This is a genomic window from Kamptonema formosum PCC 10802 (assembly GCF_000332335.1).
GTDB lineage: Bacteria > Cyanobacteriota > Cyanobacteriia > Cyanobacteriales > Oscillatoriaceae > Oscillatoria.
In genome coordinates this window covers 262,027-288,518 of sequence record NZ_KB235950.1, presented here as the reverse complement: position 1 = coordinate 288,518, position 26,492 = coordinate 262,027, and the positions used below count along the sequence as shown (strand labels likewise).

Annotated in this window: 29 protein-coding genes; 28 read left to right on the top strand and 1 reads right to left on the bottom strand. The window is 52.3% G+C overall.

All coding sequences use genetic code 11. The features are described from left to right. Positions 1-1,308: 1,308 nt before the first annotated feature. The 11 genes from OSC10802_RS0135145 to OSC10802_RS52105 all read left to right on the top strand — a co-directional run bounded on the left by OSC10802_RS0135145 (position 1,309) and on the right by OSC10802_RS52105 (position 11,396). Positions 1,309-4,467, top strand: a complete 3,159-nt coding sequence (locus tag OSC10802_RS0135145) for an ABC transporter transmembrane domain-containing protein (protein ID WP_026099082.1) — start codon at positions 1,309-1,311, stop codon at positions 4,465-4,467. Positions 4,468-5,119: 652 nt separating this feature from the next. Next, positions 5,120-7,018 (top strand): beta-barrel domain-containing protein, encoded by a 1,899-nt coding sequence (locus tag OSC10802_RS0135140; RefSeq protein ID WP_155969132.1) that lies wholly within the window; start codon positions 5,120-5,122, stop codon positions 7,016-7,018. Positions 7,019-7,050: 32 nt separating this feature from the next. Continuing rightward, positions 7,051-7,362 (top strand): HetP family heterocyst commitment protein, encoded by a 312-nt coding sequence (locus OSC10802_RS52115; protein ID WP_017721445.1) that lies wholly within the window; start codon positions 7,051-7,053, stop codon positions 7,360-7,362. 13 nt (positions 7,363-7,375) lie between these two features. Continuing rightward, complete coding sequence (locus OSC10802_RS52110) at positions 7,376-7,549, top strand: hypothetical protein (RefSeq protein ID WP_155969130.1); 174 nt, start codon at positions 7,376-7,378, stop codon at positions 7,547-7,549. Positions 7,550-8,372: 823 nt separating this feature from the next. Continuing rightward, positions 8,373-8,615, top strand: coding sequence for a hypothetical protein (locus OSC10802_RS0135130; protein WP_017721444.1), 243 nt, complete (start codon positions 8,373-8,375; stop codon positions 8,613-8,615). Between the two features lie 73 nt (positions 8,616-8,688). After that, positions 8,689-8,931 (top strand): hypothetical protein, encoded by a 243-nt coding sequence (locus OSC10802_RS0135125; protein WP_017721443.1) that lies wholly within the window; start codon positions 8,689-8,691, stop codon positions 8,929-8,931. Positions 8,932-9,004: 73 nt separating this feature from the next. Further along, positions 9,005-9,247 (top strand): hypothetical protein, encoded by a 243-nt coding sequence (locus OSC10802_RS0135120; RefSeq protein WP_017721443.1) that lies wholly within the window; start codon positions 9,005-9,007, stop codon positions 9,245-9,247. Between the two features lie 73 nt (positions 9,248-9,320). Then, positions 9,321-9,563, top strand: coding sequence for a hypothetical protein (locus OSC10802_RS0135115; protein WP_017721443.1), 243 nt, complete (start codon positions 9,321-9,323; stop codon positions 9,561-9,563). A 192-nt stretch (positions 9,564-9,755) separates the two neighbouring features. Next, positions 9,756-10,052, top strand: a complete 297-nt coding sequence (locus tag OSC10802_RS0135110; RefSeq protein WP_017721442.1) for a hypothetical protein — start codon at positions 9,756-9,758, stop codon at positions 10,050-10,052. A 152-nt stretch (positions 10,053-10,204) separates the two neighbouring features. Next, complete coding sequence (locus OSC10802_RS0135105) at positions 10,205-10,966, top strand: peptidylprolyl isomerase (RefSeq protein WP_017721441.1); 762 nt, start codon at positions 10,205-10,207, stop codon at positions 10,964-10,966. A 265-nt stretch (positions 10,967-11,231) separates the two neighbouring features. Then, positions 11,232-11,396 carry a hypothetical protein gene (locus OSC10802_RS52105; protein WP_017721439.1) on the top strand — a complete coding sequence of 55 codons (165 nt, stop codon included), beginning with the start codon at positions 11,232-11,234 and terminating at the stop codon, positions 11,394-11,396. Between the two features lie 395 nt (positions 11,397-11,791). Here OSC10802_RS52105 and OSC10802_RS0135090 read toward each other — a convergent pair whose 3' ends face one another. Next, a complete protein-coding gene (locus tag OSC10802_RS0135090; protein ID WP_155969126.1) occupies positions 11,792-12,622 on the bottom strand; it encodes a hypothetical protein in 831 nt (276 codons plus the stop codon). A 124-nt stretch (positions 12,623-12,746) separates the two neighbouring features. Here OSC10802_RS0135090 and OSC10802_RS52100 point away from each other — a divergent pair, with 124 nt between their 5' ends. From OSC10802_RS52100 to OSC10802_RS0134990, 17 genes are all read left to right on the top strand, one after another. Beyond that, entirely contained in the window at positions 12,747-12,926 is a 180-nt protein-coding gene (locus OSC10802_RS52100; RefSeq protein ID WP_155969124.1) for a hypothetical protein, read from the top strand. A gap of 213 nt (positions 12,927-13,139) precedes the next feature. Next, entirely contained in the window at positions 13,140-13,388 is a 249-nt protein-coding gene (locus tag OSC10802_RS55225; RefSeq protein WP_017721436.1) for a hypothetical protein, read from the top strand. Between the two features lie 635 nt (positions 13,389-14,023). Next, positions 14,024-17,230, top strand: coding sequence for an ABC transporter transmembrane domain-containing protein (locus OSC10802_RS0135075; RefSeq protein WP_082218476.1), 3,207 nt, complete (start codon positions 14,024-14,026; stop codon positions 17,228-17,230). 487 nt (positions 17,231-17,717) lie between these two features. Further along, complete coding sequence (locus OSC10802_RS0135065; RefSeq protein ID WP_017721432.1) at positions 17,718-19,613, top strand: beta-barrel domain-containing protein; 1,896 nt, start codon at positions 17,718-17,720, stop codon at positions 19,611-19,613. Between the two features lie 122 nt (positions 19,614-19,735). Further along, positions 19,736-20,044 (top strand): HetP family heterocyst commitment protein, encoded by a 309-nt coding sequence (locus OSC10802_RS48315; RefSeq protein ID WP_155969123.1) that lies wholly within the window; start codon positions 19,736-19,738, stop codon positions 20,042-20,044. A 1,253-nt stretch (positions 20,045-21,297) separates the two neighbouring features. After that, positions 21,298-21,534, top strand: coding sequence for a hypothetical protein (locus tag OSC10802_RS0135050; protein ID WP_017721429.1), 237 nt, complete (start codon positions 21,298-21,300; stop codon positions 21,532-21,534). Positions 21,535-21,704: 170 nt separating this feature from the next. Further along, entirely contained in the window at positions 21,705-22,010 is a 306-nt protein-coding gene (locus tag OSC10802_RS0135045; protein ID WP_017721428.1) for a hypothetical protein, read from the top strand. Positions 22,011-22,067: 57 nt separating this feature from the next. After that, positions 22,068-22,268 carry a hypothetical protein gene (locus OSC10802_RS0135040; RefSeq protein WP_017721427.1) on the top strand — a complete coding sequence of 67 codons (201 nt, stop codon included), beginning with the start codon at positions 22,068-22,070 and terminating at the stop codon, positions 22,266-22,268. Between the two features lie 476 nt (positions 22,269-22,744). After that, entirely contained in the window at positions 22,745-23,176 is a 432-nt protein-coding gene (locus OSC10802_RS0135030; RefSeq protein ID WP_232731893.1) for a hypothetical protein, read from the top strand. Positions 23,177-23,239: 63 nt separating this feature from the next. Beyond that, positions 23,240-23,479, top strand: a complete 240-nt coding sequence (locus OSC10802_RS0135025) for a hypothetical protein (RefSeq protein ID WP_017721424.1) — start codon at positions 23,240-23,242, stop codon at positions 23,477-23,479. Positions 23,480-23,630: 151 nt separating this feature from the next. Then, a complete protein-coding gene (locus tag OSC10802_RS0135020) occupies positions 23,631-23,870 on the top strand; it encodes a hypothetical protein (protein ID WP_017721423.1) in 240 nt (79 codons plus the stop codon). Positions 23,871-24,010: 140 nt separating this feature from the next. Beyond that, complete coding sequence (locus OSC10802_RS0135015; RefSeq protein ID WP_017721422.1) at positions 24,011-24,250, top strand: hypothetical protein; 240 nt, start codon at positions 24,011-24,013, stop codon at positions 24,248-24,250. Positions 24,251-24,389: 139 nt separating this feature from the next. Next, complete coding sequence (locus OSC10802_RS0135010; protein WP_017721421.1) at positions 24,390-24,629, top strand: hypothetical protein; 240 nt, start codon at positions 24,390-24,392, stop codon at positions 24,627-24,629. A 139-nt stretch (positions 24,630-24,768) separates the two neighbouring features. Beyond that, positions 24,769-25,035 carry a hypothetical protein gene (locus tag OSC10802_RS0135005; RefSeq protein WP_017721420.1) on the top strand — a complete coding sequence of 89 codons (267 nt, stop codon included), beginning with the start codon at positions 24,769-24,771 and terminating at the stop codon, positions 25,033-25,035. Positions 25,036-25,178: 143 nt separating this feature from the next. Beyond that, the gene (locus OSC10802_RS0135000; protein WP_017721419.1) at positions 25,179-25,418 is read left to right on the top strand and encodes a hypothetical protein; all 240 of its coding nucleotides are present in this window, start codon (positions 25,179-25,181) and stop codon (positions 25,416-25,418) included. A gap of 149 nt (positions 25,419-25,567) precedes the next feature. Next, the gene (locus OSC10802_RS0134995) at positions 25,568-25,807 is read left to right on the top strand and encodes a hypothetical protein (protein ID WP_017721418.1); all 240 of its coding nucleotides are present in this window, start codon (positions 25,568-25,570) and stop codon (positions 25,805-25,807) included. A gap of 112 nt (positions 25,808-25,919) precedes the next feature. Beyond that, a complete protein-coding gene (locus OSC10802_RS0134990; RefSeq protein WP_017721417.1) occupies positions 25,920-26,192 on the top strand; it encodes a hypothetical protein in 273 nt (90 codons plus the stop codon). The last annotated feature ends 300 nt before the right edge of the window (positions 26,193-26,492 follow it).

Below are 26,492 nucleotides of genomic sequence, written 5' to 3'. Positions count from 1 at the left end.
TGCGCTCCCTAACCTCACTCAAGAAAAACAAATCATGTAGAGCGCAATCCAACACTTCAAGAGTGGGTATTGTCCTGCAAAAATTGCCGGATAGCACTTGGCCTTTTTCAGAGAAAATCAAACAATTATATCCTGGGTTTGACCGTGAAAATTAACACCTAAACATAGCGGTTTTTAAGTAACTGAAATTACACCTCGGATTGTCCACTTATTTTTTAATCCGGTAGGTGGGTAAACAGAAGCGAAAGCGCCTGAAAGTTGTCCCTAAAAAAAACAAACCGGCTTTCCTCAAGCAAGAGAGACGGGCTTTTGGCCCATCGCACAAAAATTTACAGTCCGGGCGGGTTTCCCCTGGGAGGGAGGCAGCCACTTGCCAGAACGCACGCAACGGAATTTTGCCCAAACAGACAGTCAGGAACATTTTCAGAAAACTGAAGGTGTGATGCCAGTGAAACCGGTGCTATGAAAGGAAACTTAGCGAGTCAGGAAGGTGCGGGACTTTCCCCAGTATTGCTGCCAACCGCCTCATGGGGCTGGCTTGCTGTCGCGCGGCTCCTGACAGCCAGTGAGAGCGATGTCCGAATGCCTTCAGAACGAAGCCAAGCATTTGAACTGCTTAGTTTCCAGTGAGGGGATGCGCTGAGTCATGTGGGGTCATACCCCTCAGTAAAACACTCAATCTCAATAGATTAGAGCCCAGTCATAAATAATTGTTAAGGACGCCTAGGAGTGAGAAACTGAGTTTGGCTTAACTTTTCTTTAGAAACACTCTTTTAAGAGTGCTTTTTATCCCGTCTGTTCCGGGGGGTGCGGCTGGGGACAAGAACTGTAGGGGCAGTCTCCCCGGACCCTAACGGCGGAGGTTTTATAGCAGCAGACAGCTCAGTAATGGCCATGCGCCTGGGGCCATGCGCCATGCCATTAATGTGCGTTCCCAATAGGACTGCTGCTATCCCAATTATTAAGACGCGCTACAGCTTGGGCAGGTCAGGAAGAGCAGCCTGAAATGAGCCGTGAAATGAGCCGTGAAATGAGCCAAAAAACTTAAACCGGAATGCTACTCTCTAGATATGCTAAGTAGGAAAACTTTAGGGAAAGCGCCTGGAACCTATCTTCGGGTGAAACCGTCTTTAGCCAAGCCAGAGAAACGCGCTTTTGGCCCATTCAAAAAAATTTACAGTCCGGGCGGGTTTCCCCTGGAAAGGAGCCAGCCACCGGCCATAACTCACACAAATGAGTTGCGCCGAAACAAACAGTTGGGATAATTTCACGAAAGTACAGCGTGTGGTGGGAGTCAAAATGGGTGCTATGAAAGGAATCTCAGGGAGTCACGAAGGTGCGGAACCAAACGCCTCAACAAGCTGGCTGGCTATCGCCCAGCTTTTGACAGCCAGTCAGAGTGATGTCAGGATGGCTTCAGAACTAAGCCAAGCATTTGAAGCGCTTAGTTTCCAGTTAGGGGAAGAGTTCATTAATGTAGGGTCAGACCCCTCAGCTAAAAACACTCAATCTCAAGATATTCAGAGTGATTTTTATCTAGTTTTGTGCGGGCGGGTGCGGCTGGTTGTCTTTGATGCGGAAAGACAGCAAGAGGTGTCAGCCTTGGTGCTGGAAGCGGGCGATACCTTTGGCGCGGACGCTCTATTCTGCCACCATTCCCTGCCTTACCGAGCTATAGCAGCCACTGCCGTTTCGGTGGCTCGCATTGCCACCGGCACACTCCAGCAGTATTTGCAGCGACTGCCAAATCTGCAAAACCACCTGTGCTCCATTGCCAGCAAGCGACAGAGCCTGATATTCTTCAAAACTCTAACAGAATTGCGCCGGTGCTCCAGCCTGCAACTGGAGGAACTGCTGCCTTATTTGACGCAACTGCGGGTTGCCGCCGGCGAATCCCTGCCAGCGCGGACTCCCGCCGAAAAAGGCAGATTTTGGCTTGCCGGCGGGCAAATCTCGCACCAGGGCGAGGCTTCGCAACCGCCGGAGATTGGGACGAGCTGGGGCTATCCGGAGGCCACACCGGCTTCCTGGGTGGCTGCCACAGAGTTGCTCGTCTATCACCTGCCGGTGGAACACTGGCAGCAAGCCCACTCCGTCGCACCGGCACATTTCAAATTACCAGAAGGCAGCGGGAATGGCAACCGGCAGCCGGCACCCGCCCCCAGACGGCACCTGTCAGCGGTTAGGGAATCAGGACACCTGTCCCCCGCTGCCGGTGCGGACACAGCAGAGCCAAATAAACAGGAGAGAGCAAAACAGAGCGTCCAACCGCCCCCTGTCGCCTTTGCCAAACCGGCAAGCCGGCGTTTCCTGGATTTTCTGGCGAGATATCCCTTCATTGAGCAGCAGAGCTCATCGGATTGCGGTGCGGCTTGTCTGGCGATGATTAGCCAGTATTGGGGGAAGCGGTTTACCCTCAACTACCTGCGGGAGCTAGCCAATGTGGGCCGGTCGGGGGCGTCCCTGACGGGAGGGCTGGCCAAAGCTGCAGAAAGCCTGGGATTCCACGCCGTGCCGGTGCGGGCTTCCCTGAACAAGCTAGAAAACCGGAAAAACCCCTGGATCGCGCACTGGGAGGGAATTCACTATATCGCTGTCTACCGCTGCAAGGGCGATCGCATCCTGATTGCCGATCCAGCGATAGGCCGGCGCACCATCTCGCGGCAAGAGTTTGTGGCCAAGTGGAGCGGGTACGCGCTGCTGCTCGATCCCACAGATCGCCTGCAAGAGGTGGAATCTCAGAAAATCTCCCTGAGCCGGTTTGCCAGCGCCCTTGCCCCCTACCGCACTCTGATCGGGCAAATTATCCTCGCCTCCCTGCTGATCCAGGCTTTTGGCGTCGTCACCCCACTGTTCACCCAACTCATTCTCGACAAAGTAGTGGTGAGCAAAAGCTTCAGCAGTCTGAATGTTTTCGCGCTGGGGCTGGTGCTGTTTGGGGTGTGGAGCACCGGCTTAACCGCCACCCGACAGTACCTGCTGGACTATTTCTCCAACCGCTTTGACCTCACCCTAATTAGCGGCTTTATCAGCCACACCCTCACCCTCCCCCTGAAGTTTTTTGAATCGCGCCGGGTGGGGGATATCATCACCCGCGTTCAGGAAAATCAGAAAATCCAGCAATTTCTCACCCGCCAAGTCGTCCTGGCGTGGCTGGACATGCTGATGGGGGCTGCCTATATGGGGCTGATGGCTTACTACAACTGGCAGCTGACGGTGCTGGTGCTGGCTCTGATTCCCCCGATTGCCATCTTAACTTTGGTGGCGACTCCCCTGCTGCGGCGGGTGTCGCGGGACGTTTTTAACGAAGAAGCCGGTCAGAACTCCTTGCTGGTAGAAATGCTCACCGGCGTCAGCACTGTCAAGGCGGCTGCAGCGGAGCGAGAAATCCGCTGGCGCTGGGAGCATCAATTTACCAGCGCCCTGAATGCGCGGTTTCGCGGCCAAAAACTGGCCAACGTCCTGCAAGCTGCCGGTGGCTCTATCAATAGCTTGGGGAGTGCGGCTTTGCTGTGGTATGGAGCTACCCTGGTGATTCAAGACCAGCTCACCATTGGCCAGTTTGTGGCTTTCAACATGATGATTGGCAAAGTGATCAGCCCCGTGCTGGCGGTGGTGAATCTCTGGGACCAGATGCAAGAAGTGTCGATTTCGGTGGAGCGGCTGAATGATGTTTTTGAAGCCCAGCCCGAAGAGACTCCCGGACAGCAAATGCTGAGTTTGCCCCGGTTGCGGGGGGAGGTGCGCTTCGAGAATGTCACCTTCAGCTACAGCCCGCAGCAGGAGCGCAATACGTTACAGAATATTTCCTTTGAGGCGCGTCCGGGACAGACGGTGGCCATTGTCGGGCGCAGCGGTTCGGGAAAGAGTACCTTGGTCAGCCTGCTGCAAATTCTGTACCGCCCTGATTCGGGCCGCATCCAGATTGACGGGCACGATATCCGGCTGGTTTCTCCGCAATCCCTGCGATCGCAAATGGGCGTGGTGCCGCAAGAGTGCTTCTTGTTTTCAGGAACGATTCTGGAGAATATCACCTTATACCGGCCTGAATTCACGCTGGAGCAAGTCACGGAGGTGGCCAAACTGGCGGAGGCGCACGCTTTTATTCAGGACATGCCTTTAGGATACAGCACTAAGGTGGGCGAGCGGGGTTCAATGCTGTCTGGCGGACAGAGACAGCGGATTGCTATTGCTCGGGCTTTGTTGGGAGATCCGAGGATTTTGGTGCTGGATGAGGCGACGAGCTCTCTGGATACGGAATCGGAACGGAGATTCCAGCAGAATTTGGAGCGTTTGTCGCGGGACAGGACGACGTTTATTATTGCCCACCGGCTCAGTACAGTGCGCAATGCGGACAGTATTCTTGTGCTGGACAGGGGGATTTTGGTGGAGCAAGGCACTCACGATCAGCTGATGGCGCGGCGAGGGCTTTACTGTCACTTAGCGCAGCAGCAGCTGGATCTGTAATTCCACGGAAACCCCCAACATCAGTTGTTGGGTGAAGGGCTTTGTACCAAGAGGGGGAAACCCCTCCCCCCCCCACCCCCCATTCCCTTCACGGGGAGGGGGGATTAAGAGAAGAGTTCACTGCAGGAACAGCCCCTGGTTTTGAAACTTGGCTTTATAAAAAGACAAAGTTTCTGACAGCGGCTATTTGGGCTCTGGAAGGCGATATCCGTGTTTTTGCAAACCCAGCTTCATCAAAACTTTAAAAAAGGGCGGTTCCCAGTTAAATTTCAGCCCGCAACTTTAAAGATTCTGTAAAGTTACTTATGGAACTGTCAAAGTCACCGACAAAAGCAGTAAATTTAATGTGGGCGATTGCAATCCGCTGTGAGTTCCTGAGAGGAATGAGGGACAGCTAGGCTTTTCTGCTTTTAATCTTCCTATCTGCCCAAAGGAGACAGAGCCTCCAAGACGGCTTTATAAAGCTGAGACTGGAAGGGATAGAGATGTAAGCGTGGAAATTTAATGCGCCCTAGCGTACTAAAATTTGCCCTTCGCGGGAAGGGAGCGGGAACGACAGCGGAAAGGTCAGTGGGTGGCAATCCTGATTGAGTCCAAACAGGGTTCGATTAGGAAAGCGCCAATAACTCTGAATGAAGGAAGAGTAGAGAGGATGAAGACTAGCTTCCGAAAACATTTCGTAACGGCCAGTCCTTTGGGCGCGATGCAGGCAAATGCCTCCAGTCAGGAGAGCGTTTTGAATGAGCCGGCTGTAGCTGTTGGGCCCCCGGATAGAAACCGGGTTTCTATGCAGGATCTCGACGGCGATTTTTGTTCCGATGCTTATGGGAAGGGAGTTTCGATTTATGGGGGGATCGCTTCGGCAGTAAGTGCACCCCAGACACTGGCTTTTTTGCCAGAGCAATCTCCGCCAGAAACTGCGGAAAAAGCGGTTGTGCCGGTGGGGAATTGGTCGCCTTCGCTGCAGAGTGTGCTGGATGAGCCACCCTCGTCTTTTGCCTTTCGGGTGATGCTGGGGGGTATGGCGTTCTGCGCTGCTTTTGCCGCTTGGGCGTGGGTGGGCCAAATTGAAGAGGTGGGACAGGCTCGCGGACAGCTGGTGCCGAAAGGGGAGGTTTATAAGATTAATCCGGTGGAGCTGGGCAAGGTGGCCAGTGTGCCGGTTAAGGAAGGCCAGCCGGTGAGTGCCGGTGCGGTGCTGGTGGAACTGGACACCCAGGTGGCTGCCGGTGAGGTGAAGCGTCTGGAGGAGCAACTGAAGTCGTATTCGGTGGAGTTGAGCCAGAAGCAAACGCTGCTGGAAAAAGCGCGTCTGGAAGCCGGAACTCGTGAGGCGATTGCGGCGGCGGAGATTCAGGCTCAAAACGCGGCGCTGGCGGCGGCGAAGGAAAAAGCGGCGGCGGCGGAGGTGCTGCTGGCCCAACTGAACTCGCAAGCTGTGGCCCATCAAGCTCGTATCGACCGGCTGCAACCGCTGCAGGCGACAAACCAAGAACTGCAGGCGCAACTCCAGGGAGACGCGGTGGCGGCGAAGGAGCGATTGCAGCGGCTGAAACCGCTGGCTGGCACTAATGAGGAGTTGCTCAAGCAAATGCAGGCGGATGTTGACGCCGCCAAGGAGCGGGTTGAGCGGTTAAAACCGCTTGTGGAACAGGGCGCGATTGCTAAAGAGCAGCTGTATCAAGCGGAGCAAACCCTGCGGGACCGCATGAGCGCGATTACCAAAAATGAGTTGCAAGAGGGGACGAGTTTGAAGGAACAGCTGTTTCAAGCGGAGCAATCCCTGTCGCAGGCGACGCGCGCGATTACCCAAAGCCAGCTGCAAGAGGGTACGAATTTGAAGGAACAGCTGTTTCAAGCGGAGCAAGCGCTGCGCGACAGCCGACAGTTGATGACTCAAAGGGAGGGCGAAGCTGAGGGAGCGAAAGGGGAAGCTGACCGGCTGAGTGCGGTGCTTTTGAGCAAGGAAGCGGAGGCGCGGCGGACTCAAATCGAGTCGCAGCAGCAGGTGCAGCAGCTGGAAGTTGAGCTGACTCAGCTGAAAGCCAAGATTGCGGAGACGCAAACGCTGTTGAATAGCGCTAAGGCAAAGCTGAAGGACAGATTCCTGACTGCGCCGGCGGATGGGGTGGTGCTGTCGCTGAATGTCACCAAACCTGGGGAGGTGGTGCAACCCGGACAAACGGTTGCGGAGATTGCGCCTAAGGATGCGCCACTGGTGCTGAAGGCGAGTTTGCCGAATCGAGAGGCGGGTTTTGTGAAAACCGGCATGGATGTGAAGGTGAAATTTGACGCTTATCCCTATCAGGATTATGGAATTGTCCAGGGGAAGGTGACTGCTATCTCGCCGGATGCCAAACCGGATGAGAAGTTGGGCGCTGTTTACCGGGTGGAAGTGACTCTGGAGCGCGATCGGCTGAAAGGTGCTGGCAAAACGGCTTTTAAGTCGGGCCAAACTGCCACTGCAGATATTGTCATCCGCCGCCGCCGGATTGCGGATGTGTTGCTTGACCCCATTAAGCAATTGCAAAAGGGCGGCATTGATTTGTAAAACGGGCTGTGTACTCATCAGGGAGACTTATCATGTTTCGGTCAATCTCTAACAAAAAAGTCGAAAAGACCATTTCTGCCGAGCAAGTCCAGCAGATAGTGGGAGCGATCAAGGAACACAAGTATTCTTGGGCTTGTGTTTTGATGCTGCGCTGTGCCGGTTACAATCCTTTGCAGTATATTCCGTACCGGACGTACAACCGGCTGCTTAAGGAAAACGAGCTCGGTGAGGGAATGAAGGGGGAGTCTGTCAGTCACTCCCAGATGGCGAGCGAATGTGTCCCTGCCGGTATGTCACAGTTTCGCGCCGGTGCTGCGGCGCGATCTGTCAGATCGATGGTTTAGACTCGGTTCGGGAGTGCCTTTTGATCGTTCGCACGCCGCGCCGATGTCCTGGGTGAAGATTGATTCAGGATTGGATTTTGCCCCCAATCCCGCACAGCCGGCTCTGGTTGCTTGGCCATTTGAGGGAGGGCTTTGGGACAGCCGGTGTGGGCAATTGAACTGCCTTTACAGAAGCTTTACAATTTAACGCTTATTAGCTGCCTAATTTAAAGTTTAGATGAATTAGGTTGGCTATTCTTTTTGAGACTTTTATAAACAATCAGATAGGAATAGGACGCCGGCAGAACCTGGGTTCCCTCCCGCGATGTCTTGAGGCAACAGCCCTTGTTTCAGAACCAGAAACCCGGTTTCATCCCACAGTTGTGCGGAAGTCCCGAAGAATAGCCGGCGGGGCGATACAAATTTTTCTCTAACAAACCTGCCATTTTGGCAGAATACCTATTGACAGAGCGACTCGGGTTAGGTATGTCTGGATGAATTTAATAATTCTAGCCAGATGTCGGGGGGAAAGTTTTGATGAATTAGGCCGGCTAGTCTGGGCGTTACTTACAGAGGACTTACGCAGCGACGTTTCATGTGGTTGCCGGTTACGAAGCACGCGTTCCCCACCCTACAGATAGAGGCTGTGCGTAAGTCCTGTTACATATAAAATTGCTGAAAGTAATGCGGGATAGGCTGTCCAGAGTTTTGAGAGACAAACCTGCCATTTTGGCTGAATACCTATTGACAGCGCGATTCGGGTTAGGTATGTCTGGATGAATTCAAGAATTATGGCCACCTGCATAGGTGAAAGTTTTGATAAATTAGGTGGGCTATTCCTGGCGATACTTCTATGTAAAATGCCTGAAAGTAAGGCGGGATGTGGGATCCAGGGATTTGAGTGACAAAGCTGCCATTTTGGCAGCCTACCTCTAGACAGAGCGAGTTGGGTTAGTTAGTCTATATATATAGAGAGGGCGAGCCGAGAAAGCTCCCCCAAGATAAAAGGATTTGTGTACTAGGAGAGTGTTATGTTGATTCGCGATTTGTCACAGCTGGAAGTCGTTTCTGAAGACAAGCAAGTTGAAGGTGGGTACGCATTTGCTGATGCCTATTCGAGTGCCGGTGCTAGCGGGAACTACTTCGCCTCTAGCTACACCAGCACTTATACCAACGCCAATGCCGCCGGGTACTACGGGTACTACGGTTACTACGGGTATTACTACGGTCCTTCTGCTTCCTCTGGCTCTTCTTCTAGCTCAGCTGCTGCTTAGTTGAAGCTTTGGTGAATGCGCTCTTTGCGCTCTTTTGTCAACACTTTGGAATTTGTGGAATTGGAGAAACGCTATGCTTATTTGCGATCTGTCACAACTGGAAGTCATTTCTGAAGAAACCAGCGTCGAAGGTGGGTACGCATTTGCTGATGCCTATTCGAGTGCCGGTGCTAGCGGGAACTACTTCGCCTCTAGCTACACCAGCACTTATACCAACGCCAATGCCGCCGGGTACTACGGGTACTACGGTTACTACGGGTATTACTACGGTCCTTCTGCTTCCTCTGGCTCTTACTCTAGCTCAGCTGCTGCTTAGTTGAAGCTTTGGTGAATGCGCTCTTTGCGCTCTTTTGTCAACACTTTGGAATTTGTGGAATTGGAGAAACGCTATGCTTATTTGCGATCTGTCACAACTGGAAGTCATTTCTGAAGAAACCAGCGTCGAAGGTGGGTACGCATTTGCTGATGCCTATTCGAGTGCCGGTGCTAGCGGGAACTACTTCGCCTCTAGCTACACCAGCACTTATACCAACGCCAATGCCGCCGGGTACTACGGGTACTACGGTTACTACGGGTATTACTACGGTCCTTCTGCTTCCTCTGGCTCTTACTCTAGCTCAGCTGCTGCTTAGTTGAAGCTTTGGTGAATGCGCTCTTTGCGCTCTTTTGTCAACACTTTGGAATTTGTGGAATTGGAGAAACGCTATGCTTATTTGCGATCTGTCACAACTGGAAGTCATTTCTGAAGAAACCAGCGTCGAAGGTGGGTACGCATTTGCTGATGCCTATTCGAGTGCCGGTGCTAGCGGGAACTACTTCGCCTCTAGCTACACCAGCACTTATACCAACGCCAATGCCGCCGGGTACTACGGGTACTACGGTTACTACGGGTATTACTACGGTCCTTCTGCTTCCTCTGGCTCTTACTCTAGCTCAGCTGCTGCTTAGTTGAAGCTGAATGCGATTGAGTACAGGACTTACGCAAAGCCTCTATATGTAGGGTGTAAAACGCGATAGTGTCACCGGCATTACACTACATTAAATGTCGCTGCGTAAGTCCTGAAGTAGAGGGATCGCTGAAGTTAAAATAAATAAAATTAGGAAAAACTTCAGCGATCCATTAATATTAATGGGGGGAAAATGAGTCACTTAACAATTGTCGATCTCAGCTTCTGCGAGAGCGCAATTCCCACGAATAGAGAAGTGCGAGGCGGATTGGGAGTTACTGTCTACTCCCCTAGAGGTGCCTATTCAACCAGTGCTAACTCCGCTCACAGTTCAGGCTATTTTACAGGCTATTATTTTGACAGAAGCACCGGCAGCGTTGGCTATGTAGTCTCGGCTGGGCACTCCGCTGGCGTTGCTGCTGCAGTAGCTGGTGCCATTGCTGATGGCTCTACCTACGCCGGAACATATACGGGAGCGGGGACTTTCTAATTAGCTCGCGTAGCGCTAACTAGCGGGCAAAAATTCCTTTAGGATTTACGCAGAATTGCGGATAAAATCACAGACAATATGCGTAAGTCCTTCCCTTGATTTATATTTGGATACCTCAGCTTTTTTGAACCGCCTCAGTTGAGAGAGAAATCATGAACTTGTCAGCATCTTATATTGAAGCGGGTGAGCTGCTTACCTTGCTAAAAAGAGACATCCAATTCAAGGAAGTCTCTCAGAGACTATTGCACCAAAAACTTATAGAAAAAGTTGCTCGGGAGAGAGGCGTAACCATTACTCCCGAAGAAATTGAAGCGGAGGCGAATCGCCAGCGCTATGAAAAGCGTTTGCAGAAGGCTTCCGACACCCTAGCTTGGCTGGCGGACCAAATGATGACGGCGGATGACTGGGAAGCCGGCATTCGGGATCGCCTGCTGGCGAAAAAACTCGCTGATTATCTGTTTGCCAAAGAGGTTGAAAAGTTTTTCGCCCAAAATAAGCTGGATTTTGAGGAAGTCTTGCTCTATCAAATCCTGCTGCGGGATGAAAAGCTCGCCCGAGAACTCTACTATGAAATAGAAAATCAGGAAATAACTTTTTATCAAGCGGCTCGCCTTTATGACATTGATGAGCGCCGCCGGCTGCAGTGCGGTTATGAAGGCAAGCTTTGCCGGTGGGGGATGAAGCCGGCGATCGCTGCTGCTGTATTTAGCGCTCCTTTGGGAGAGCCAATCGGTCCCCTGCGCACAGAACAGGGATATTACCTGCTAATGGTTGAGGAGTTTATCCCCGCTCAGTTATCCCCGGAAAGGTATCAAGAACTCCTTAACCGCATGTTTCAGCAATGGCTAAACAGTGAGTTGAACTACCATCTCAGTAATCAGAGCTTGACTTCTCAAATAGCTGTGCCGGTGTGAGGAGTCTAACTGTTACAATCTAGCGTTTCGCAAATAGGAACGCACCCACTAACTGCTAGGAGGAAAAATGACCAATTATAGAGTTTTCACCCACCGGCTAACGTCTCCAGATGGGAAAGTCCCCGCCGAGGCAACCAGTGCCGCATTCGCCGCCGGCAATAGCCAAAATACAGTCCGCCAAACTGTTTCTGTCAAAATTCATTCCTCTGGAAACAGTTGCAGCAGTAGCTCAACTTCTGCGATCGGTTTTATAAAGAAAACATGAATGTCCGTTAGTACCGCTGTTATCTTGGCGCTCACCCGCCCCTACAAGGGTATGTATACAAAAACGATGCAAGCGGACATGATATTAATTGCCCAGTATTTCTCCCAGCGCTCTGTAGGGGCGGGTTCGCCCGAAATGTATCGGGAAAGCGGCGGAAATTCATAAACCCGCCCCCACCCAGGGAATTTGCGCCTATTGATAAATTCGCCCCCAACAATTACCTATTTTACCCCGCACCGGCACTCTCTCGCAATACCTTCTATATAGCGTTTCTCAGTTGGATGAATTATAGCCCATAAACCCGGTTTATTAAAGAAACCGGGTTTCTGAGTACCTCACCAATATGAGAGAGGCTATAATATCTGTTTAAGATGCAACCCAGATGAAACGCTTACCGGATTTAATTTCTGTGAATTGCGAGCATTATTTATTTAGGTTAGGACATCAGGACAGGCGAGACGCCTGTCCTACGCCTTTTTTTTTGACATTAGGGTCGGAAGGAACACCTGTCCTACGCCTTTTTCCCTAGGTCACGAATGTCTTAACCTATATGACTGTTACTATGGCTTTAGTTTCCCGAGGATTGCGGTTTTTTTTCTGGCTTTCCACCCAACGCAAAGGAAGAAGATAGACAGGGGCAACGCCAGTGGGACTGAAGGTTCAGGAACGGCAACGTTCGCCTCAATTTCCTGCACTTCCACTAAAGTAAGCTGAGTTGCGCTGTTGAAATCACGCTGATAGGAACCCTGAAAGTTAGCTGAAGCCAAGGATTCTGTGGCGGTTCCGTACATGTTCGCACCGCCCCTATACCGAATATTGCCGCTACTTTGCAAGCCCAAAAAATTATTTCCACCGGCTGCTACTTGCCCGAATGCTGAAAAAGAGTCTAGCAGACTTGGCGGCCCACCATTAGCGCTGCCAAACAGCCAGAAAGCTATTCTTCCTGCAGCGTTTGCCCTCTCTGATTGGGGAGCGCTAACTGAGCTGGCCAGGGCTAAAGAAGCTCTGAAATTGAAACCAAAAGACTCTCCTGGCCCTACTAAAAAATTCCCCACAACTTGGGCCAGACTTTGCGCTACACCCAAGTAAGAACTCCCTTGGCCACTGGCTGCACTCGAAGAAAAAGTGCCTGCCATTCCGGGGACAAAATAGCCAAAAGCGCTGGCCGTTGCTGTTGTTAAGGAGGCTGGCCCTGTAGTGAGCGTCAAAGTATTAGTGTTTGTTGCCGCCCCCACCGAATAAGCGGTGTGACTGAAGTTATCGAATTGGAAAGTTGCTTCAGAAGAAACCAGGGTGGCTGCCACTGCCGGCGCTTGCGACCATGCCGGTGCGGCAACTATTGGAGCAATTAGCGCGACTAGACGCTGGGCAATTTTCTTGTCTGTTTTCATAACACTCTTTCCTCCCTCACGCTGCCTGTGGCCAACATTTTTTTGGATAAAAGCAAAGGGTTCTCTTTTTTTTATTATAGCTGAGGCCCCCACATAGCTATTGCCATTTTGGCAGATTTCTTCTATGAACAAATATGTAGGAGTTGTGAGAGCGTTAAAGCCGGTAATTGCGCAGAAAAGTGTGCGCCGGCATGGCGGGAGTGAGAGCCGGCGGGAGGGGCGATCGCAGCGCAACGTGCCGGCGGCACTGCAACGGCGCAGGAGCCCCCGCCCCCACCATTGCTTGTACAGCTGCGATTCATAGCGTCTCCGGGCGTTTTATCGCGTCTCACCGCGTCTCGGAGCGCCGAGCGAAATATTCATTCCACCTGGCAATTAACTGGGCTTCACATCAACAGGGCTCCAGAAAATGCAGCCCTGCGACCCAGGGAATATACTGAATGGTAGAGTTGCCGGTGAATCCCACAAGTCATCTCTCCTTGGTGAGATTTTAGATTAAATTTTTATAAAAAAGCTTGTGTTTTCACACTATTATGATAGAGGCAGTAAAAACAAATTCACCGTCAGGGAAGCGCCTAAAGCCGGTGTCTGGGCTGGGTTTGAGGGGTGCGGCTCCGCCGCGTGCCTGAGCTGCCGGCGGTTGGTGGCAGCTCCCTTCAAAGCAGGAAGGGACAAGAGCGGTGCGCCGGGGAAGGGCGTGCGCGCAGCCTGCATTCCGGAGGGTGCCGGCTTCAGTAAATCACCGGAGAGTTTTTTAAAGAAATGATGTAGGGCGAACCGAGTAATTTAAAGTTTCTGTAAAGCTCCGCAGTTTTCACAAGTTCTTCACAGCAGCGCTCTACTCTCCTAGTAAGGGCCAGTGAATTTACAGACAGAGCGCTAGCCAGTCCATTTTGAAGGTGGCGCAGACCGAGAAGAGATACCACCTAGCTGCTATGGGCTTTTGGGTTTGACAGGTGGCGGTCTGAGGTCTGGGAAAACCTCTGGGCGAGCAGCGACTGAAACAGCGCGCCCGGGTGCGCCGGCGCGCCCAAACGGAAGCGCGCTCGCTCTTCGCGCAATCTGCAACAGACCTGAATGACCTGGCGCGCGCCCCCAAACAGGTGAACCAGCTCACAAGCAAAAACCATGTCAGAAAAACTTAAACTTTTCAGGACTTGCTCCGCCACCCCACAAGTAGGAGTGCGTTCAGAACGCACCCCGCTGCTACTCAGGCAGCCACTCTACAGGTAATCGGGCTTAAATTTGGGATTAAAACCCGAGACATCAAGGGGCTTTTGCCGTGCCAAAAAAATACTCTCTATCTCAACTTGATATTACTGTCTCACAGTTGCTGTCTTTCGGAGGCGGGCTTTCCTGTCAATCCCCTTACGGGGATGAGCGTGCGGCCCGATTTGGTTTATGAAAAACAACTTAGAAGGTAGGGAGGAATCCCAACCTCCTTTTTCACGATTGCCGGCAGAGCCGGCGCAGGGTGCCGCTCCGCTCAACCTGCTGATTCCAATGAGCAGCAATTCCAGAGCGGCGTCTGACTTGAAAAAAGCCTTTGAAACCGGCGATTTCCAGTTAGGGGACGTGCTATTCAATGACACAGTTCCAGAACTCTCAGAACAAACCGCGCACTCCGAAAAAAGGAGCGGCGATCTTTACGTCGTGTGTCAGGGGCGGGTGCGGCTGGTTGCCTTTGACCCGGAGCGACAGCGGGAAGTGTCAGCGGCAGTGCTGGAAACCGGCGACACCTTTGGCGGGGATCGCCTGTTCTGCAACGATCCCATGCCTTACCGGGCGATCGCAGCCTCTGCCGGCTCGTGCGCGCGCATTTCTGTTTCCAAACTGCACGCCGAGCTCAGCGAGCTGTCGGGGTTGCGAGATCGCCTGCAACAGCAAGCCGAGGTGCGCCAGCGGCAGCTATTCTTCAAAACGCAGACAGAACTGCGCTCGCTTTCGAGCCACCAGCTGCAGCAACTGCTGCCTTACCTGACAGAACAGCGGATTGACAGAGGCGCTCAGCTTGTGAAAGCAACACCGGCACAAACGGGACGCTTCTGGCTGCGCTCTGGGAAAATTCACCAGCCATCCAACCCATCCCAGCCCAAAGGAGCCGGTGGCAGCTGGGGGTATCCGAACACAACACCGGCAGACTGGGTTGCCCAAACCGATTTGTGGGTGGTGCAGCTGCCCTGCGAACACTGGGAAGCCGCACAGGGAGTCGCACCGGCACTGGCTTTAGCCGTTGGAGAGATTGCAGGTGGCAGCGGACACCTGAAGCCAAGAGCCCGATTCCAGCACCAGCGCACAGAGATTTCCCTTCCCTCACCCGCACAGCAGGGGAGCGCCGGCGCACCGGCAGCCCCCCGCAGCGCGGGATCGCGGCAGGGGGGGAGCGCCGGCGCAGCAGCGGAAAATGCCAAAGCGGAAACAGCAGCATTTCCCAAACCAACTCGCCGGCGGGTGATGGACTTTTTCGCTCGATATCCCTTAATCGAGCAGCAGAGCTCTTCCGATTGCGGGGCGGCGTGCCTAGCTACCATCGGGCAGTATTGGGGAAAGCGGTTTAGCATCAACTTTCTCAGGGAGATTGCCGGTGTGGGGCGTTCCGGCGCTTCCCTGCAAAGTTTAGCCAAAGCGGCGGAAAGCCTGGGCTTTCAGGCGAGGCCGGTGCGAGCGTCTTTGAGCAAACTTGCCGAGTCCAGCAGCCCCTGGATAGCGCACTGGCAGGGAATTCACTACATCGTCGTGTACCGCTGCAAAGGCAACCGCGTGCTGATTGGCGATCCCGGAGCGGGAAAGCGCACCCTGTCGCGGGAAGAATTTGTCGCCAACTGGAGTGGGTACGCGCTGCTGCTCGAGCCGACAGAGCGGCTGAAAGAAGCTGAATCTCAGAAAATCTCCCTCGGGAAGTTCGCCAGCGCCCTTGCGCCCTACCGCTCCACGATCGGGCAAATCATCTTTGCCTCCTTACTGATCCAGATTTTTGGCCTCATTACCCCGCTGTTCACCCAAATCATTCTCGACCAGGTAGTGGTGAACAAAAGCTTCGTCACCCTGAATGTCTTTGCCCTGGGGCTGGTGCTGTTTGGCGTCTGGAGCATTGGCTTAACCGCCACCCGCCAGTACCTGCTGGACTATTTCTCCAATCGCTTTGACCTCACCCTAATCAGCGGCTTTGTCAGCCACACCCTCACCCTGCCCCTGAAGTTTTTTGAATCGCGCCGGGTGGGGGACATCATCACGCGGGTTCAGGAAAACCAGAAAATCCAGCAATTTCTCACCCGGCAAGTCGTCCTGGCTTGGCTGGACATGCTGATGGGGGTTATCTATTTGGGGCTGATGCTCTACTACAACTGGCACCTGACCCTGCTGGTGCTGGCTCTGATTCCCCCGCTGGCGATCTTGACCCTAGTGGCCACTCCTTTCCTGCGGCGCATCTCCAAGGAAATCTTTAACGAATCAGCAGAGCAGAACTCGCTGCTGGTAGAAATGCTGACCGGCGTGTCCACAGTCAAGGCGGCTGCAGCGGAGCGAGAGCTGCGCTGGCGCTGGGAAGACCGCTTTACCAGCTTCCTGAATGCGGCCTTTCGGGGCCAGAAGCTGGGGAATGTGCTGCAAGTTATCGGCGCGTCGATTAATACGCTCGGCAACACGGCATTGCTGTGGTATGGAGCCACGCTGGTGATTCAGGACGAACTGAGCATTGGCCAGTTTGTGGCGTTCAACATGATGATTGGCAAGGTGATCAGCCCCGTGCTGTCGGTGGTGAATCTCTGGAACCAGATGCAAGAAGTGTTCATCTCGGTGGAGCGGCTCAATGATGTGTTTGAAGCCCAGCCAGAAGAAAGCCCTGGAAAGCTGATGCTGATTTTGCCCCGCATCCAGGGGGAGGTGCGGTTCGAGAACCTGACCTTCCGCTACTCTAGCGATCGCGATCGCAACACGCTGCAGAATATTACCTTCGAGGCGCGTCCGGGACAGACGGTTGCCATTGTCGGTCGCAGCGGTTCCGGAAAGAGCACCTTGGTGAGTTTGCTGCAGGGCCTGTATTATGCTGAGAGCGGTCGCATCGTGATAGACGGGCACGATATCCGGCTGATTTCTCCACAATCTTTGCGGTCGCAACTTGGCGTGGTGCCGCAAGAGTGCTTCTTGTTTTCGGGAACGATTCTGGAGAATATCACGTTATACCGGTCTGAATTCAGCCTGGAGCAAGTGACGGAGGTGGCCAAACTGGCGGAGGCGCACGCATTTATCCAGGACATGCCTTTGGGATACAACACCAAGGTGGGTGAGCGGGGATCTCTGCTTTCTGGGGGACAGCGACAGCGGATTGCGATTGCGCGCGCCCTGTTGGGCGATCCGAGGATTCTCGTGCTCGACGAGGCGACGAGTTCCCTCGATACGGAATCGGAACGCCGGTTTCAGCAGAATCTGGAGCGCTTGTCGCGCGATCGCACGACTTTTATTATTGCCCACCGGCTGTCTACGGTGCGCAACGCTGACACGATCATCGTGCTCGACCGGGGCGTTCTGGTAGAGCAAGGCACGCACGAGGAACTGATGGGGCTGCACGGTCTGTACTATCACTTAGCGCAGCAGCAGCTGGATCTTTAACTGAGGTGCGACCCGGTTTCTTTAAGAAACCGGGTTTCTGGAGGGCCCTCAATCCAGCTGAAAACCCCTCGCAGCCTGAGGTGCGCACTGCCGGCCCGCTCCAGCGGTGTCTTGATTGCAACTTTATGAATGCAGTACAAACACGGAGGTCAGGCAGCAAGTGCTTTACGAAAACTTTAAAATAGCGGCAAAGCCACGAGATTGTGCGAGAGAAGTTTAAAGAAACTGTAAATCAAGCTACAAAGATGCCAATATGGCCAACTCAGCCCTGAATTCCGTCTTAGTATAATTACGGAACCCTTCCAGAGGCAAGAGCGTCTATCCGCAGGAACTCTGTACAGTCACGCAGAGAGAGGTTTTGGGAAGATACTGAGGGGCGATAGGCATTCATGCCAGCGGTTGGCAGCCCGAAATGGGATCAGTCAAGTGTGGGAGGGTTCGATTGGGTAAGTGGCAAGCAGTCTCGAAAGGGAAAGGAAATCAGACGATGAATTTTGGTTTCAGAAATCGTTTGGCAGCTGCCAATCCTTTACAGGGGTGCGATGGGAGCAATGCCTCAAGTCAGGAGGGAGTTTTGCATCGGGAGATGGATCTCGGAGTGCAAAATCTCTCCTTAAATGACTGCGACGGCAATTTTGCCTCTGATGCGTCTGAGCGGGCTGCTTCTATTTATGGGGGTGTGGCGGCTCCCGTGAGGGAAATTCCGCAAACACCGGCAAATTTCCCAGAAGAGCGCCCGCTGGCTGCTCCCCAGATAGGGGCTCCAGCGTTGCCCAACTGGTCTGTGTCCTTGCAGACGGTGCTCGACAGACCGCCGGCGTCGTTTACCTCGCGCGTGATGGTGGCAGGTTTGGTTTTCTGCGCCGCGTTTGCCGGCTGGGCGTGGCTGGGGCAAATCGAAGAGGTGGGTCACGCCAGGGGGCGATTGGTGCCTTTAGGAGAGGTCTATAAAATTCACCCGGTTGAGTTAGGCAAGGTGGCAAATGTGGCGGTCAAGGAAGGTGAGGCGATTAAAGCCGGTGCGGTGCTGGTGGAACTGGACACCCAGCTTTTTGCCGGTGAGGTCCAGCGACTGGAGGAGCAGCTGAAGTCCTACCAAGTTGAATTAAACCAGAAGCTTTCTTTGCTGGAAAAAGCGCGTCTGGAAGCCGGCACTCGCGCAGCCATTGCCGAGGCTGACATTCAGGCGCAAAAAGCGGGGCTGGTGGCGGCGAGGGAGAAGGCGGCTACGGCCAGCCAGCTGCTGGAAGCGCTGCGCAAGCAAGTGATTGCGCATCAAGCCCGACTGGAGCGGCTGCAACCGCTGCTGGCGACTAACCAAAAATTGATCGAGCAACTGCAAGGGGATGCGCGATCTGCATCTGGGCGATTGCAGCGGCTGAAACCTCTGGCGGGCACTTCTGAAGAATTGAAGCAGCAATTGCAGGCGGATGTTGAGGCGGCGGCAGAGCGAGTCGAGCGGTTAAAACCGCTGGTGGAAGAGGGGGCGATCTCCAAAGAATTTTTGTTTCAAGCGGAGCAAGCTTTGCGCGACCGGCAAAGCGCGATTGCGAGAAATGAGTTGCAAGAGGGCGCGAGTTTGAAGGAACAGCTGTTTCAAGCGGAGCAAGGTTTGAGCAGCGCGACTCGCGCGATTACCCAAACTCAGTTGCAAGAGGGGACGAATTTGAAGGAGCAGTTGTTTGCGGCAGAGCAAGCTCTGCGAGAGAGCCGGCAGTCGATCACTCAAACGGAGGGTGAAACTCAGCAAGCGAAAGCGCAAGCCGAGCAGCTGCAGGCTGTGGTCAGCCAGAAGCAAGCTGAGGCGCAACGGATTCAGCTGGAGGCGCAGCAGCAAATTCAGCAATTGGAAGTTGAGCTGACGGCGCTGAAAGCCAAAATTGTTGAGACGCAGAATCTGCTCCACAGTGCGAATGTAAAGCTGAAGGAGAGGTTTTTGAAAGCGCCTGCCGATGGGGTGGTGCTGTCGCTGAATGTCAGCAAGCCTGGGGAGGTGGTGCAACCGGCACAAACGGTGGCAGAAATAGCTCCCCACGGTGCGCCCCTAGTCCTGAAGGCGTCCCTGCCGAATCAAGAAGCGGGCTTTGTCAAGACCGGCATGCCGGTGAAAATCAAATTTGACGCTTATCCCTATCAGGATTACGGAATTGTTCAAGGCAAGGTTACATCTATCTCTCCGGACGTAAAACCGGATGAAAAGCTGGGTGCTGTTTATGAAGTGGAGGTAACTCTGGATCGCAACTATGTGAGAGACGACCGTCAAAGGATTCCGTTTAAGGCGGGTCAAACCGCCACTGCAGATATCATCATCCGCCGCCGCCGGATTGCAGATGTGTTTCTAGCTCCTATCAAGCAGCTGCAAAAGAGTGGCCTCGACCTATAAGATGAATGACTTTAAATTGGCTCGCACAAAATACCTCTTGAGGGGGATTCCAAACCCTCGCTATGCAAAATAAAGTGAGAGCAAATTTATTAACTCAGCGGGACTATCAGGAGATAATGAGCATGTATTCACAATCTTCGTACTCCAGTGCAAAAATGGACAGAGCAATGAATGCTGACCAGTTCAATCAGGTGGTGGACGCCATACTGGCGGGAAAGTATTCTTGGGCTTGTGTGCTGATTTTGCGTTTTGCCGGTTACAATCCCTTACACTACATTCCCTACAGGACTTACAACAGGCTGATCAAAGACAACTCCCAGGTTAACAAACAGAATGCCGAGAAAAGCAATATAAACACCAGCAGCCAAGCTTCATCAGGCAGCAGAGGGGCGGACACCCGCCAGAAGGTTTCAGCAAGATTGGGGATGTGAGCGACCCAGAGACTGTTACGCGCCACTCTTCACGCAGCGGCATCACTCTGGACGCTCCTTAAGCTCGTGTCTGGTTCCATAGATTCTCTGCACGCAGTTTTAGGGGTGGGTTTATCCCAGATATCGGCGGGTGGTCAAGCGATTAGTGAACCCCCCCACCCCACAATAAGGTGCGAGGCGGACACGATATCACTCTCCCTTGCGTTCTCGCTGCATCCAGCTGTTTCGGGTTTGGATTGGCGGCGGTTAGGTTTTCCAACATTGCTCAAGGCTTATAGGTGGCTAGTTCTGCTTCGTTACTTGCTGTGACGGGGCGGTTTTTTTTTAGACTGTCCGCTGCGGGCGGGCGCAATGGGCCCGCCCCTGCCACCGCTGTGCGCCGGCTGCCCACCAGAAGAGAGAGGGAGAGGGGCTTCAGGGAGAAGGGCAAAATGGCAACACTGCCCTGATTGGGGAAGGTATATTAGTATCAAAGCAATGCAAGAAATATTGCAAGTCTAAGAGACGGAGAAAACATGATTATCTCGGATTTAGAGACTTCAGGACTGGTGCCTGAAGAGACGGTCGTTTTCGGTGGCCGGTCTGCAGTTGGAGTTGGTGTTTTGGCAGAGGCATTGGGCCAATACACCAGGACGAACGCTGAGACTTTCAGCGTTGCTAGAGATTTACCATTCGGCGGTTCTATAGCTTTTGGCTTCGGGAACATTTTGGCTTTTGCATACACTCCCCCTTCACTTCCCTAAGAAAGGTTAATTGCCAAGAGGCTGGATTGGAGCTGCTAGCCCAGTGCTCTTAAGGGAGTCTGAACAGCACTAGCAGAGGCTCTGTTCGCAGCAAAGTAGCTGGCGCAAGTTTACCGTGCGCCAGAGGAAGGACGCCGGCTGTCGAGAAGAGAGTGGCTGCCAGCAAACCCAGATAAAGGGTGGCAGTTATAGTCGCTCATAGAGAAGCTTGTAAATCCAGTCACGATGAGTGTTCTGTCCCTAAAGCGGAATGCTAGCCCACAGAGATTTAGTTTAAGCGTAAGCTTCAAAATCCCCGCAACATACATCCTGCCAGGTTCTTTTAGATAAAAAGGATCCCTTTTTTTAATTATTTTAGGAGGAAAACCTAATTAAATATCTATCCATAGCTTTATTGCCATTTTGGCAAAGCTATTGCCAAAATGGCAAACAAAACAGCTGCATTTAGCTACAGTATTAATAACAAGTTAGCCAAACAGGTCTAACGCAAAGATTTAGGAGGAACTCCCAATGATTATCGCTGATTTGACCCATCTAGAAGTCGTTTCTGAAGAAACCAATTCAATCAATGGCGGCTGGTTTTACACGTTTGAGGGGATTGCACTTCCTATTGCTAAGGCTGATTCCGCTGCGATTGCTGATGCTATTGGGTTCCAATCCCTGACAAATAGCGTCGTGAAAACGGCTACGGTCAGCGGCCTATTCTCTAGCTCTATAGCAGCAGCATCTTCACTGTCTGTAGGTTAAAAAAGTTTTGTCATTCCCTATTTAACAAGAAAATCGCTGAGAGCTAGGGGGAATCAATCTTTCAGCGATTTTAATTCTTCCGGCTTCTTAACCGCTCGGGGGAATGACTTGGCAATAGGGCAAGTCTGGACTCAATCCCTTACTTAACCTTACTTAAAAGGAGAGACGCTATGAGCGAATTAGCGATCGCAGACCTAACTTTTTTTGAGCCCGCCGGTCCTGACAAATATGACATCAGGGGCGCTGGGGGTATAAACACCACAGGTCTGACACCCAGTGTTTCAACTTCCATCAGTACAGCCATTGACACTTTGGCATTTTCAAACCATGACGTCAGCGGAACCTTCACCGATGGATTTAAGCTCAACCTCATTGGTTATGGTGGCGCTGCAGGTTCTGCTGCTGGTGCTGCCTCAATTGGCGGTGGGGCTGGCACGCAGACTTACGCTGGGAATTTCATCGGTGGCCTGCTGTAGTCACGGAGAAAGGCAAAGCGAGGTTGTTCAAACGCTTCAATTTCAAGGAGAAATCCAATGATTATTTCGGATTTGAGCTATTTGGAAAATGTTTCCGAACCTCCCAGGATTGTAGGGGGAGAGTATGGGTACACAGTTGAAGTAAACCGCGCCCTAGTAAAACAGAGTGCTATCGCTGGAGCGACTGCCTTTGGGTTTAAGAGCGACGTACTGGCCACAGCTATTTCTCTGAATAGCTTTGACTTTTTGCAGCTGTAAAATAATGGCTTCTTTACTGAGAGCCGGAAACCGCTGGAGGCTGCCACGCTTTCAGCTGTTTTATGTGGCTGGGGAGTGGCCGGTGGCGAGCGGGCGGTGTCTGGTGGCGGGAACTCCCTGCAACCAGATTCAATTGTTTTATTATAGCAATAACCAGTAAGTTTAGGACATGAAAATTGGGCGTTGGGTATTGGGTATTGGGCATTGGACAAAAGCTGTGAGTCTTCCCCATGCGCTATGCCCCATGCGCTATGCGCATGCTATTAATGTCTTAATCTAAGTGAATACTGCTATAGTAAATGGGTGCTGTGCGGCTGGTGATTGTAGGGTGGGCGAAAAGCCCCCGCCATTCTCATGGGGCGGGCTTTCTGGCCGGCCCTCTAAATTTGCATTAGGTAAAATCGCTTTCAAGACCTGTTGCAAAAGTCAGCCGAGAAGACTGAGATCGCAGTTCTATCTATAAGGAGAGCCGGTGGGTGCGAGTGCCGGCAAATATCTCCTACAGACCGGCACCGCACAGAACCCTCGCCTGTATCGTTCCCGCTGGACAGGGACTTAAGAAATTTAGCCGGCATTGGCGCACGCCACGGACGAGCGCAACCCGCCGCCCAGAGTGCGAGCATGTGTTCCTTTTCCGCAGCAGCACAAATCTTGAGGCAGCGCAGGAAAAGCCCCGCGCAGGTGGCAGAGAGTTGGCGCTCGCTAGACGCCCTCTCACCGGCATGGGGAGGTGCCGGCTTAAACTCTTCGAGCTAGAGATGTCTCAGCCGGCTCCGGGTCAGCGCTTCCTGGCAGGAACGCACCTGAATCTCGCTTTTGCCTACAGTTCTGAAGCTAGAGCGGTTGCCAGGATAAAAAAACAGAATTATCTGCCAAATTGGCAACACGGTGATGTTCTGGTTCGTTAGAGTGTTAATAACAACAAGAAAAGGTTGTGAGCCACAGAAAAACTACTTGGAGGAACCAATCCAATGATTATCTCTGACCTGAACCATTTTGAAACCGTTGCTGAAGCTGGCGTTGTGGGAGCCGGTGTTAACTTGTCCGCCTTCAATACTGCCGACGTGTACCAAACAGCCTTTTCCACAGCGTTAGGCGGGAAGGCTACCGCGAACAAGGGATGTGCCTATGCCGATACGACTGCCATCTCTACTAACACCTCCTTCCTTGCTCAGTCCAACAACATCCAAGACGTTGCCATCGACCCGTAGATCCCTAAATCTCAACTCATGAAGTTGAGCGGTTGAGGAGTCCTAAATGCCAAAGGAGAACAGAACGGCTGAAACCCCCGGACCTGTTTAGGACTCCTCACACTGGATAAAAACCGCTGCAACTTTTTACTCATTTTGGAGGAGAAGAACAATGATTATCTCTGACCTGAACCATTTTGAAACCGTTGCTGAAGCTGGCGTTGTGGGAGCCGGTGTTAACTTGTCCGCCTTCAACATTGCCGACGTGTGCCAAACAGCGTTCTCCACAGCATTAGGCGGGAAGGCTACCGCGAACAAGGGCAGTGCCTATGCCGATACCACTGCTATTTCCACAAACAGTTCCATGCTTTACCAGTCGAACAATATCCAAGACGTAGCCATCGATCCGTAGGCTTCTAAATCTCAACTCATGAGGTTGAGGAGTTGGGGAGTCCTCAGAAAGGATAGGAGAAAAGCTGAATCGCTGCGCCCTGACCCCGGACTCCCAGGAAACCCCCTTAAATGTTCAACGAATTGTCAAGGAGAAGAACAATGATTATCTCTGACCTGAACCTTTTTGAAACCGTTGCTGAAAGCGATGTTGTGGGAGCAGGTGTTGACCTGTCTGCATTCAACACGGCGTGGGTGTCCCAGTATGCTGATGCCTACGCTCTCGGCGGGAAGGCTACTGCTAACAAAGGCAGTGCCTATGCCAATACGACTGCCATTGCCACCAACTACTCCGAACTCTGTCAGTTGAACAATATCCAAGACGTAGCCATCGATCCGTAGATTTCTAAATCTCAATTAATGAGATTGAGGCGTTGGGGAGTCCTCAGAAAGGATAGGAGAAAAGCTGAAGCGCTGCGCCCCGTTCCGGGACTCCCAGGAAACCCCTGAAACCTTCAACGAATTGTCAAGGAAAAGAACAATGATTGTCTCTGACCTGAACCTTTTTGAAACCGTTGCTGAAAGCGACGTTGTGGGAGCCGGTGTTGACCTGTCTGCATTCAGCACGGCGTGGGTGTCCCAGTATGCTGATGCCTACGCTCTCGGCGGGAAGGCTACTGCTAATAAAGGCAGTGCCTATGCCAATACGACTGCCATTGCCACCAACTACTCCGAACTCTGTCAGTCGAACAACATCCAAGACGTAGCCATAGATCCGTAGACTTCTAAATCTCAACTCATGAGATTGAGGAGTTGGGGAGTCCTGAGACAGGATAGGAGAAAAGCTGAAGCGCTGCGCCCCGTTCCGGGACTCCCAGGAAACCCCTGAAACCTTCAACGAATTGTCAAGGAAAAGAACAATGATTATCTCTGAACTGAACCATTTTGAAACCGTTGCTGAAAGCGACGTTGTGGGAGCCGGTTATAGCTACAACCCACCAGTATCCGGTGTTAACCTGTCTGCCTTCAACACGGCTTGGGTGAGCCAGTATGCCACATCCTTCGCTCTCGGCGGGAAGGCTACCGCTAACAAAGGCAGTGCCTATGCCAATACGACTGCTATTTCCACCAATACCTCCGTGCTGGTTCAGTCGAACAACGTGCAAGACGTAGCAATCGACCCGTAAATTTATACAAATCTCAACTCATGAAGTTGAGCAGTTGGGGAGTCCTGAGAAAGGATAGCAAAACAGCAACAAGCACAGCGTCCTGACTCCGTACTCCCAGTAAACCCCCTGAAACATTCAATTAATTCTCAAGGAGAAGAACAATGATTATCTCTGACCTAAACCTCTTAGAAACCGTTTCTGAAAGCGACGTTGTGGGAGCCGGTGTTGACTTGTCTGCTTTCAATACGGCTTGGGTGAGCCAGTATGCTACATCCTTTGCTTTGGGCGGAAAGGCTACCGCTAACAAAGGCAGCGCTTATGCCAATACGACTGCTATTTCTACCAACAGCTCCATGCTCGCCCAGTGCAACAACGTCCAAGACGTTGCGATCGACCCTTAGATTTATAAACCTCAACTCATGAGGTTGAGCAGTTGGGCAGTCCTAAAAAAGGAGAGCAGAACGGCTGAAACGCTGCGAACTGTTTAGGGCTCCTAAAACCTCTCAGTAAACCCACTGAAATTTTCAACTCACTATACAGGAGACGACCGATGATTATCTCTGATCTGAACCATTTTGAACCCATTTCTGAAAGCGATGTTTTGGGAGCCGGTGTTAATCTCTCCGCTTTCAACATTGCCGATGTTTACCAGAGTGCTTATGCCATCGCTTTCGGCGGGAAGGCTACCGCTAACAAAGGAAGCGCCTATGCCAATACGACTGCTATTGCTACCAACACCTCGGTGCTGCTTCAGTCGAACAGCGTCAAAGACGTAGCCATTGACCCGTAGATTTCTAAATCTCGACTAATGAGGTTGAGCAGTTGAACTAGGTTAACCGCTGAAAGTCTAGCCAGACTCGATAAATCTTTCAGCGGTTTTGTCGAGAAAAAGGAGAGACACAATGAGCGCACTACCGATTACAGATCTAAGTTTTTTTGAAGAAATGAACTTCACCCTGAGGGGCGATATAAAAGGCGGATCTGTGAGCACTTCTAGCGGAGTAACAATTGACGCCCCGCCAGACAAGGTTAAGATTAAAGGGCCTGTGAATTCCTCAACATCTGTTCAGGAGAGTTCTTCGGGAAAGACTTATTTTGGAGAGGGAGTCAATCAATCTGCCGATCTCCTAGTATTTTATTCCCCTTTGTATTTGGCCAATCTTGACTCTAATTGATTTCGTAGCCTTTAAACCCTACTTCTAAGGGTTAAACCCGCTGAAGAAAATATCAAAAAATTTTTCAGCGGTTTTATCCCGACAGGCTCTTTTGAGTTGGTGCCCTCTCCTGCAAAAGACACCAGCAGCAGGAGCGCCACAGGGAGGTAAGCTGTTACGCTTTTAAGATGCTTATTGAAAAAAGAAGGCAGAGCCAACCGAGGCGCGTTCCCAGCTCAAGCTGGAAGGGATAGAGATGGATATAGCAGCAGTCATATTGGTTAGAACAATAGAAGCTTCGGGAGCTCTGGAGCAAGGGAG

Bases quoted from the DNA above. Each gene is read 5' to 3' on its own strand.
- OSC10802_RS0135005 (WP_017721420.1), top strand. From the start codon at position 24,769: ATGATTATCTCTGAACTGAACCATTTTGAAACCGTTGCTGAAAGCGAC.
- OSC10802_RS48315 (WP_155969123.1), top strand. From the start codon at position 19,736: ATGTATTCACAATCTTCGTACTCCAGTGCAAAAATGGACAGAGCAATG.
- OSC10802_RS0135110 (WP_017721442.1), top strand. From the start codon at position 9,756: ATGAGTCACTTAACAATTGTCGATCTCAGCTTCTGCGAGAGCGCAATT.
- OSC10802_RS0135125 (WP_017721443.1), top strand. From the start codon at position 8,689: ATGCTTATTTGCGATCTGTCACAACTGGAAGTCATTTCTGAAGAAACC.
- OSC10802_RS0135020 (WP_017721423.1), top strand. From the start codon at position 23,631: ATGATTATCTCTGACCTGAACCATTTTGAAACCGTTGCTGAAGCTGGC.
- OSC10802_RS52100 (WP_155969124.1), top strand. From the start codon at position 12,747: ATGAACAAATATGTAGGAGTTGTGAGAGCGTTAAAGCCGGTAATTGCG.
- OSC10802_RS0135130 (WP_017721444.1), top strand. From the start codon at position 8,373: ATGTTGATTCGCGATTTGTCACAGCTGGAAGTCGTTTCTGAAGACAAG.
- OSC10802_RS0135075 (WP_082218476.1), top strand. From the start codon at position 14,024: ATGAAAAACAACTTAGAAGGTAGGGAGGAATCCCAACCTCCTTTTTCA.
- OSC10802_RS0135065 (WP_017721432.1), top strand. From the start codon at position 17,718: ATGAATTTTGGTTTCAGAAATCGTTTGGCAGCTGCCAATCCTTTACAG.
- OSC10802_RS52115 (WP_017721445.1), top strand. From the start codon at position 7,051: ATGTTTCGGTCAATCTCTAACAAAAAAGTCGAAAAGACCATTTCTGCC.
- OSC10802_RS0135045 (WP_017721428.1), top strand. From the start codon at position 21,705: ATGAGCGAATTAGCGATCGCAGACCTAACTTTTTTTGAGCCCGCCGGT.
- OSC10802_RS0135040 (WP_017721427.1), top strand. From the start codon at position 22,068: ATGATTATTTCGGATTTGAGCTATTTGGAAAATGTTTCCGAACCTCCC.
- OSC10802_RS52105 (WP_017721439.1), top strand. From the start codon at position 11,232: ATGTCCGTTAGTACCGCTGTTATCTTGGCGCTCACCCGCCCCTACAAG.
- OSC10802_RS0135120 (WP_017721443.1), top strand. From the start codon at position 9,005: ATGCTTATTTGCGATCTGTCACAACTGGAAGTCATTTCTGAAGAAACC.
- OSC10802_RS0134990 (WP_017721417.1), top strand. From the start codon at position 25,920: ATGAGCGCACTACCGATTACAGATCTAAGTTTTTTTGAAGAAATGAAC.
- OSC10802_RS0135115 (WP_017721443.1), top strand. From the start codon at position 9,321: ATGCTTATTTGCGATCTGTCACAACTGGAAGTCATTTCTGAAGAAACC.
- OSC10802_RS0135145 (WP_026099082.1), top strand. From the start codon at position 1,309: ATGAAAGGAATCTCAGGGAGTCACGAAGGTGCGGAACCAAACGCCTCA.
- OSC10802_RS0135105 (WP_017721441.1), top strand. From the start codon at position 10,205: ATGAACTTGTCAGCATCTTATATTGAAGCGGGTGAGCTGCTTACCTTG.
- OSC10802_RS0135000 (WP_017721419.1), top strand. From the start codon at position 25,179: ATGATTATCTCTGACCTAAACCTCTTAGAAACCGTTTCTGAAAGCGAC.
- OSC10802_RS0135090 (WP_155969126.1), bottom strand. From the start codon at position 12,622: ATGAAAACAGACAAGAAAATTGCCCAGCGTCTAGTCGCGCTAATTGCT.
- OSC10802_RS0135050 (WP_017721429.1), top strand. From the start codon at position 21,298: ATGATTATCGCTGATTTGACCCATCTAGAAGTCGTTTCTGAAGAAACC.
- OSC10802_RS0135140 (WP_155969132.1), top strand. From the start codon at position 5,120: ATGAAGACTAGCTTCCGAAAACATTTCGTAACGGCCAGTCCTTTGGGC.
- OSC10802_RS0135010 (WP_017721421.1), top strand. From the start codon at position 24,390: ATGATTGTCTCTGACCTGAACCTTTTTGAAACCGTTGCTGAAAGCGAC.
- OSC10802_RS0135015 (WP_017721422.1), top strand. From the start codon at position 24,011: ATGATTATCTCTGACCTGAACCTTTTTGAAACCGTTGCTGAAAGCGAT.
- OSC10802_RS0134995 (WP_017721418.1), top strand. From the start codon at position 25,568: ATGATTATCTCTGATCTGAACCATTTTGAACCCATTTCTGAAAGCGAT.
- OSC10802_RS0135025 (WP_017721424.1), top strand. From the start codon at position 23,240: ATGATTATCTCTGACCTGAACCATTTTGAAACCGTTGCTGAAGCTGGC.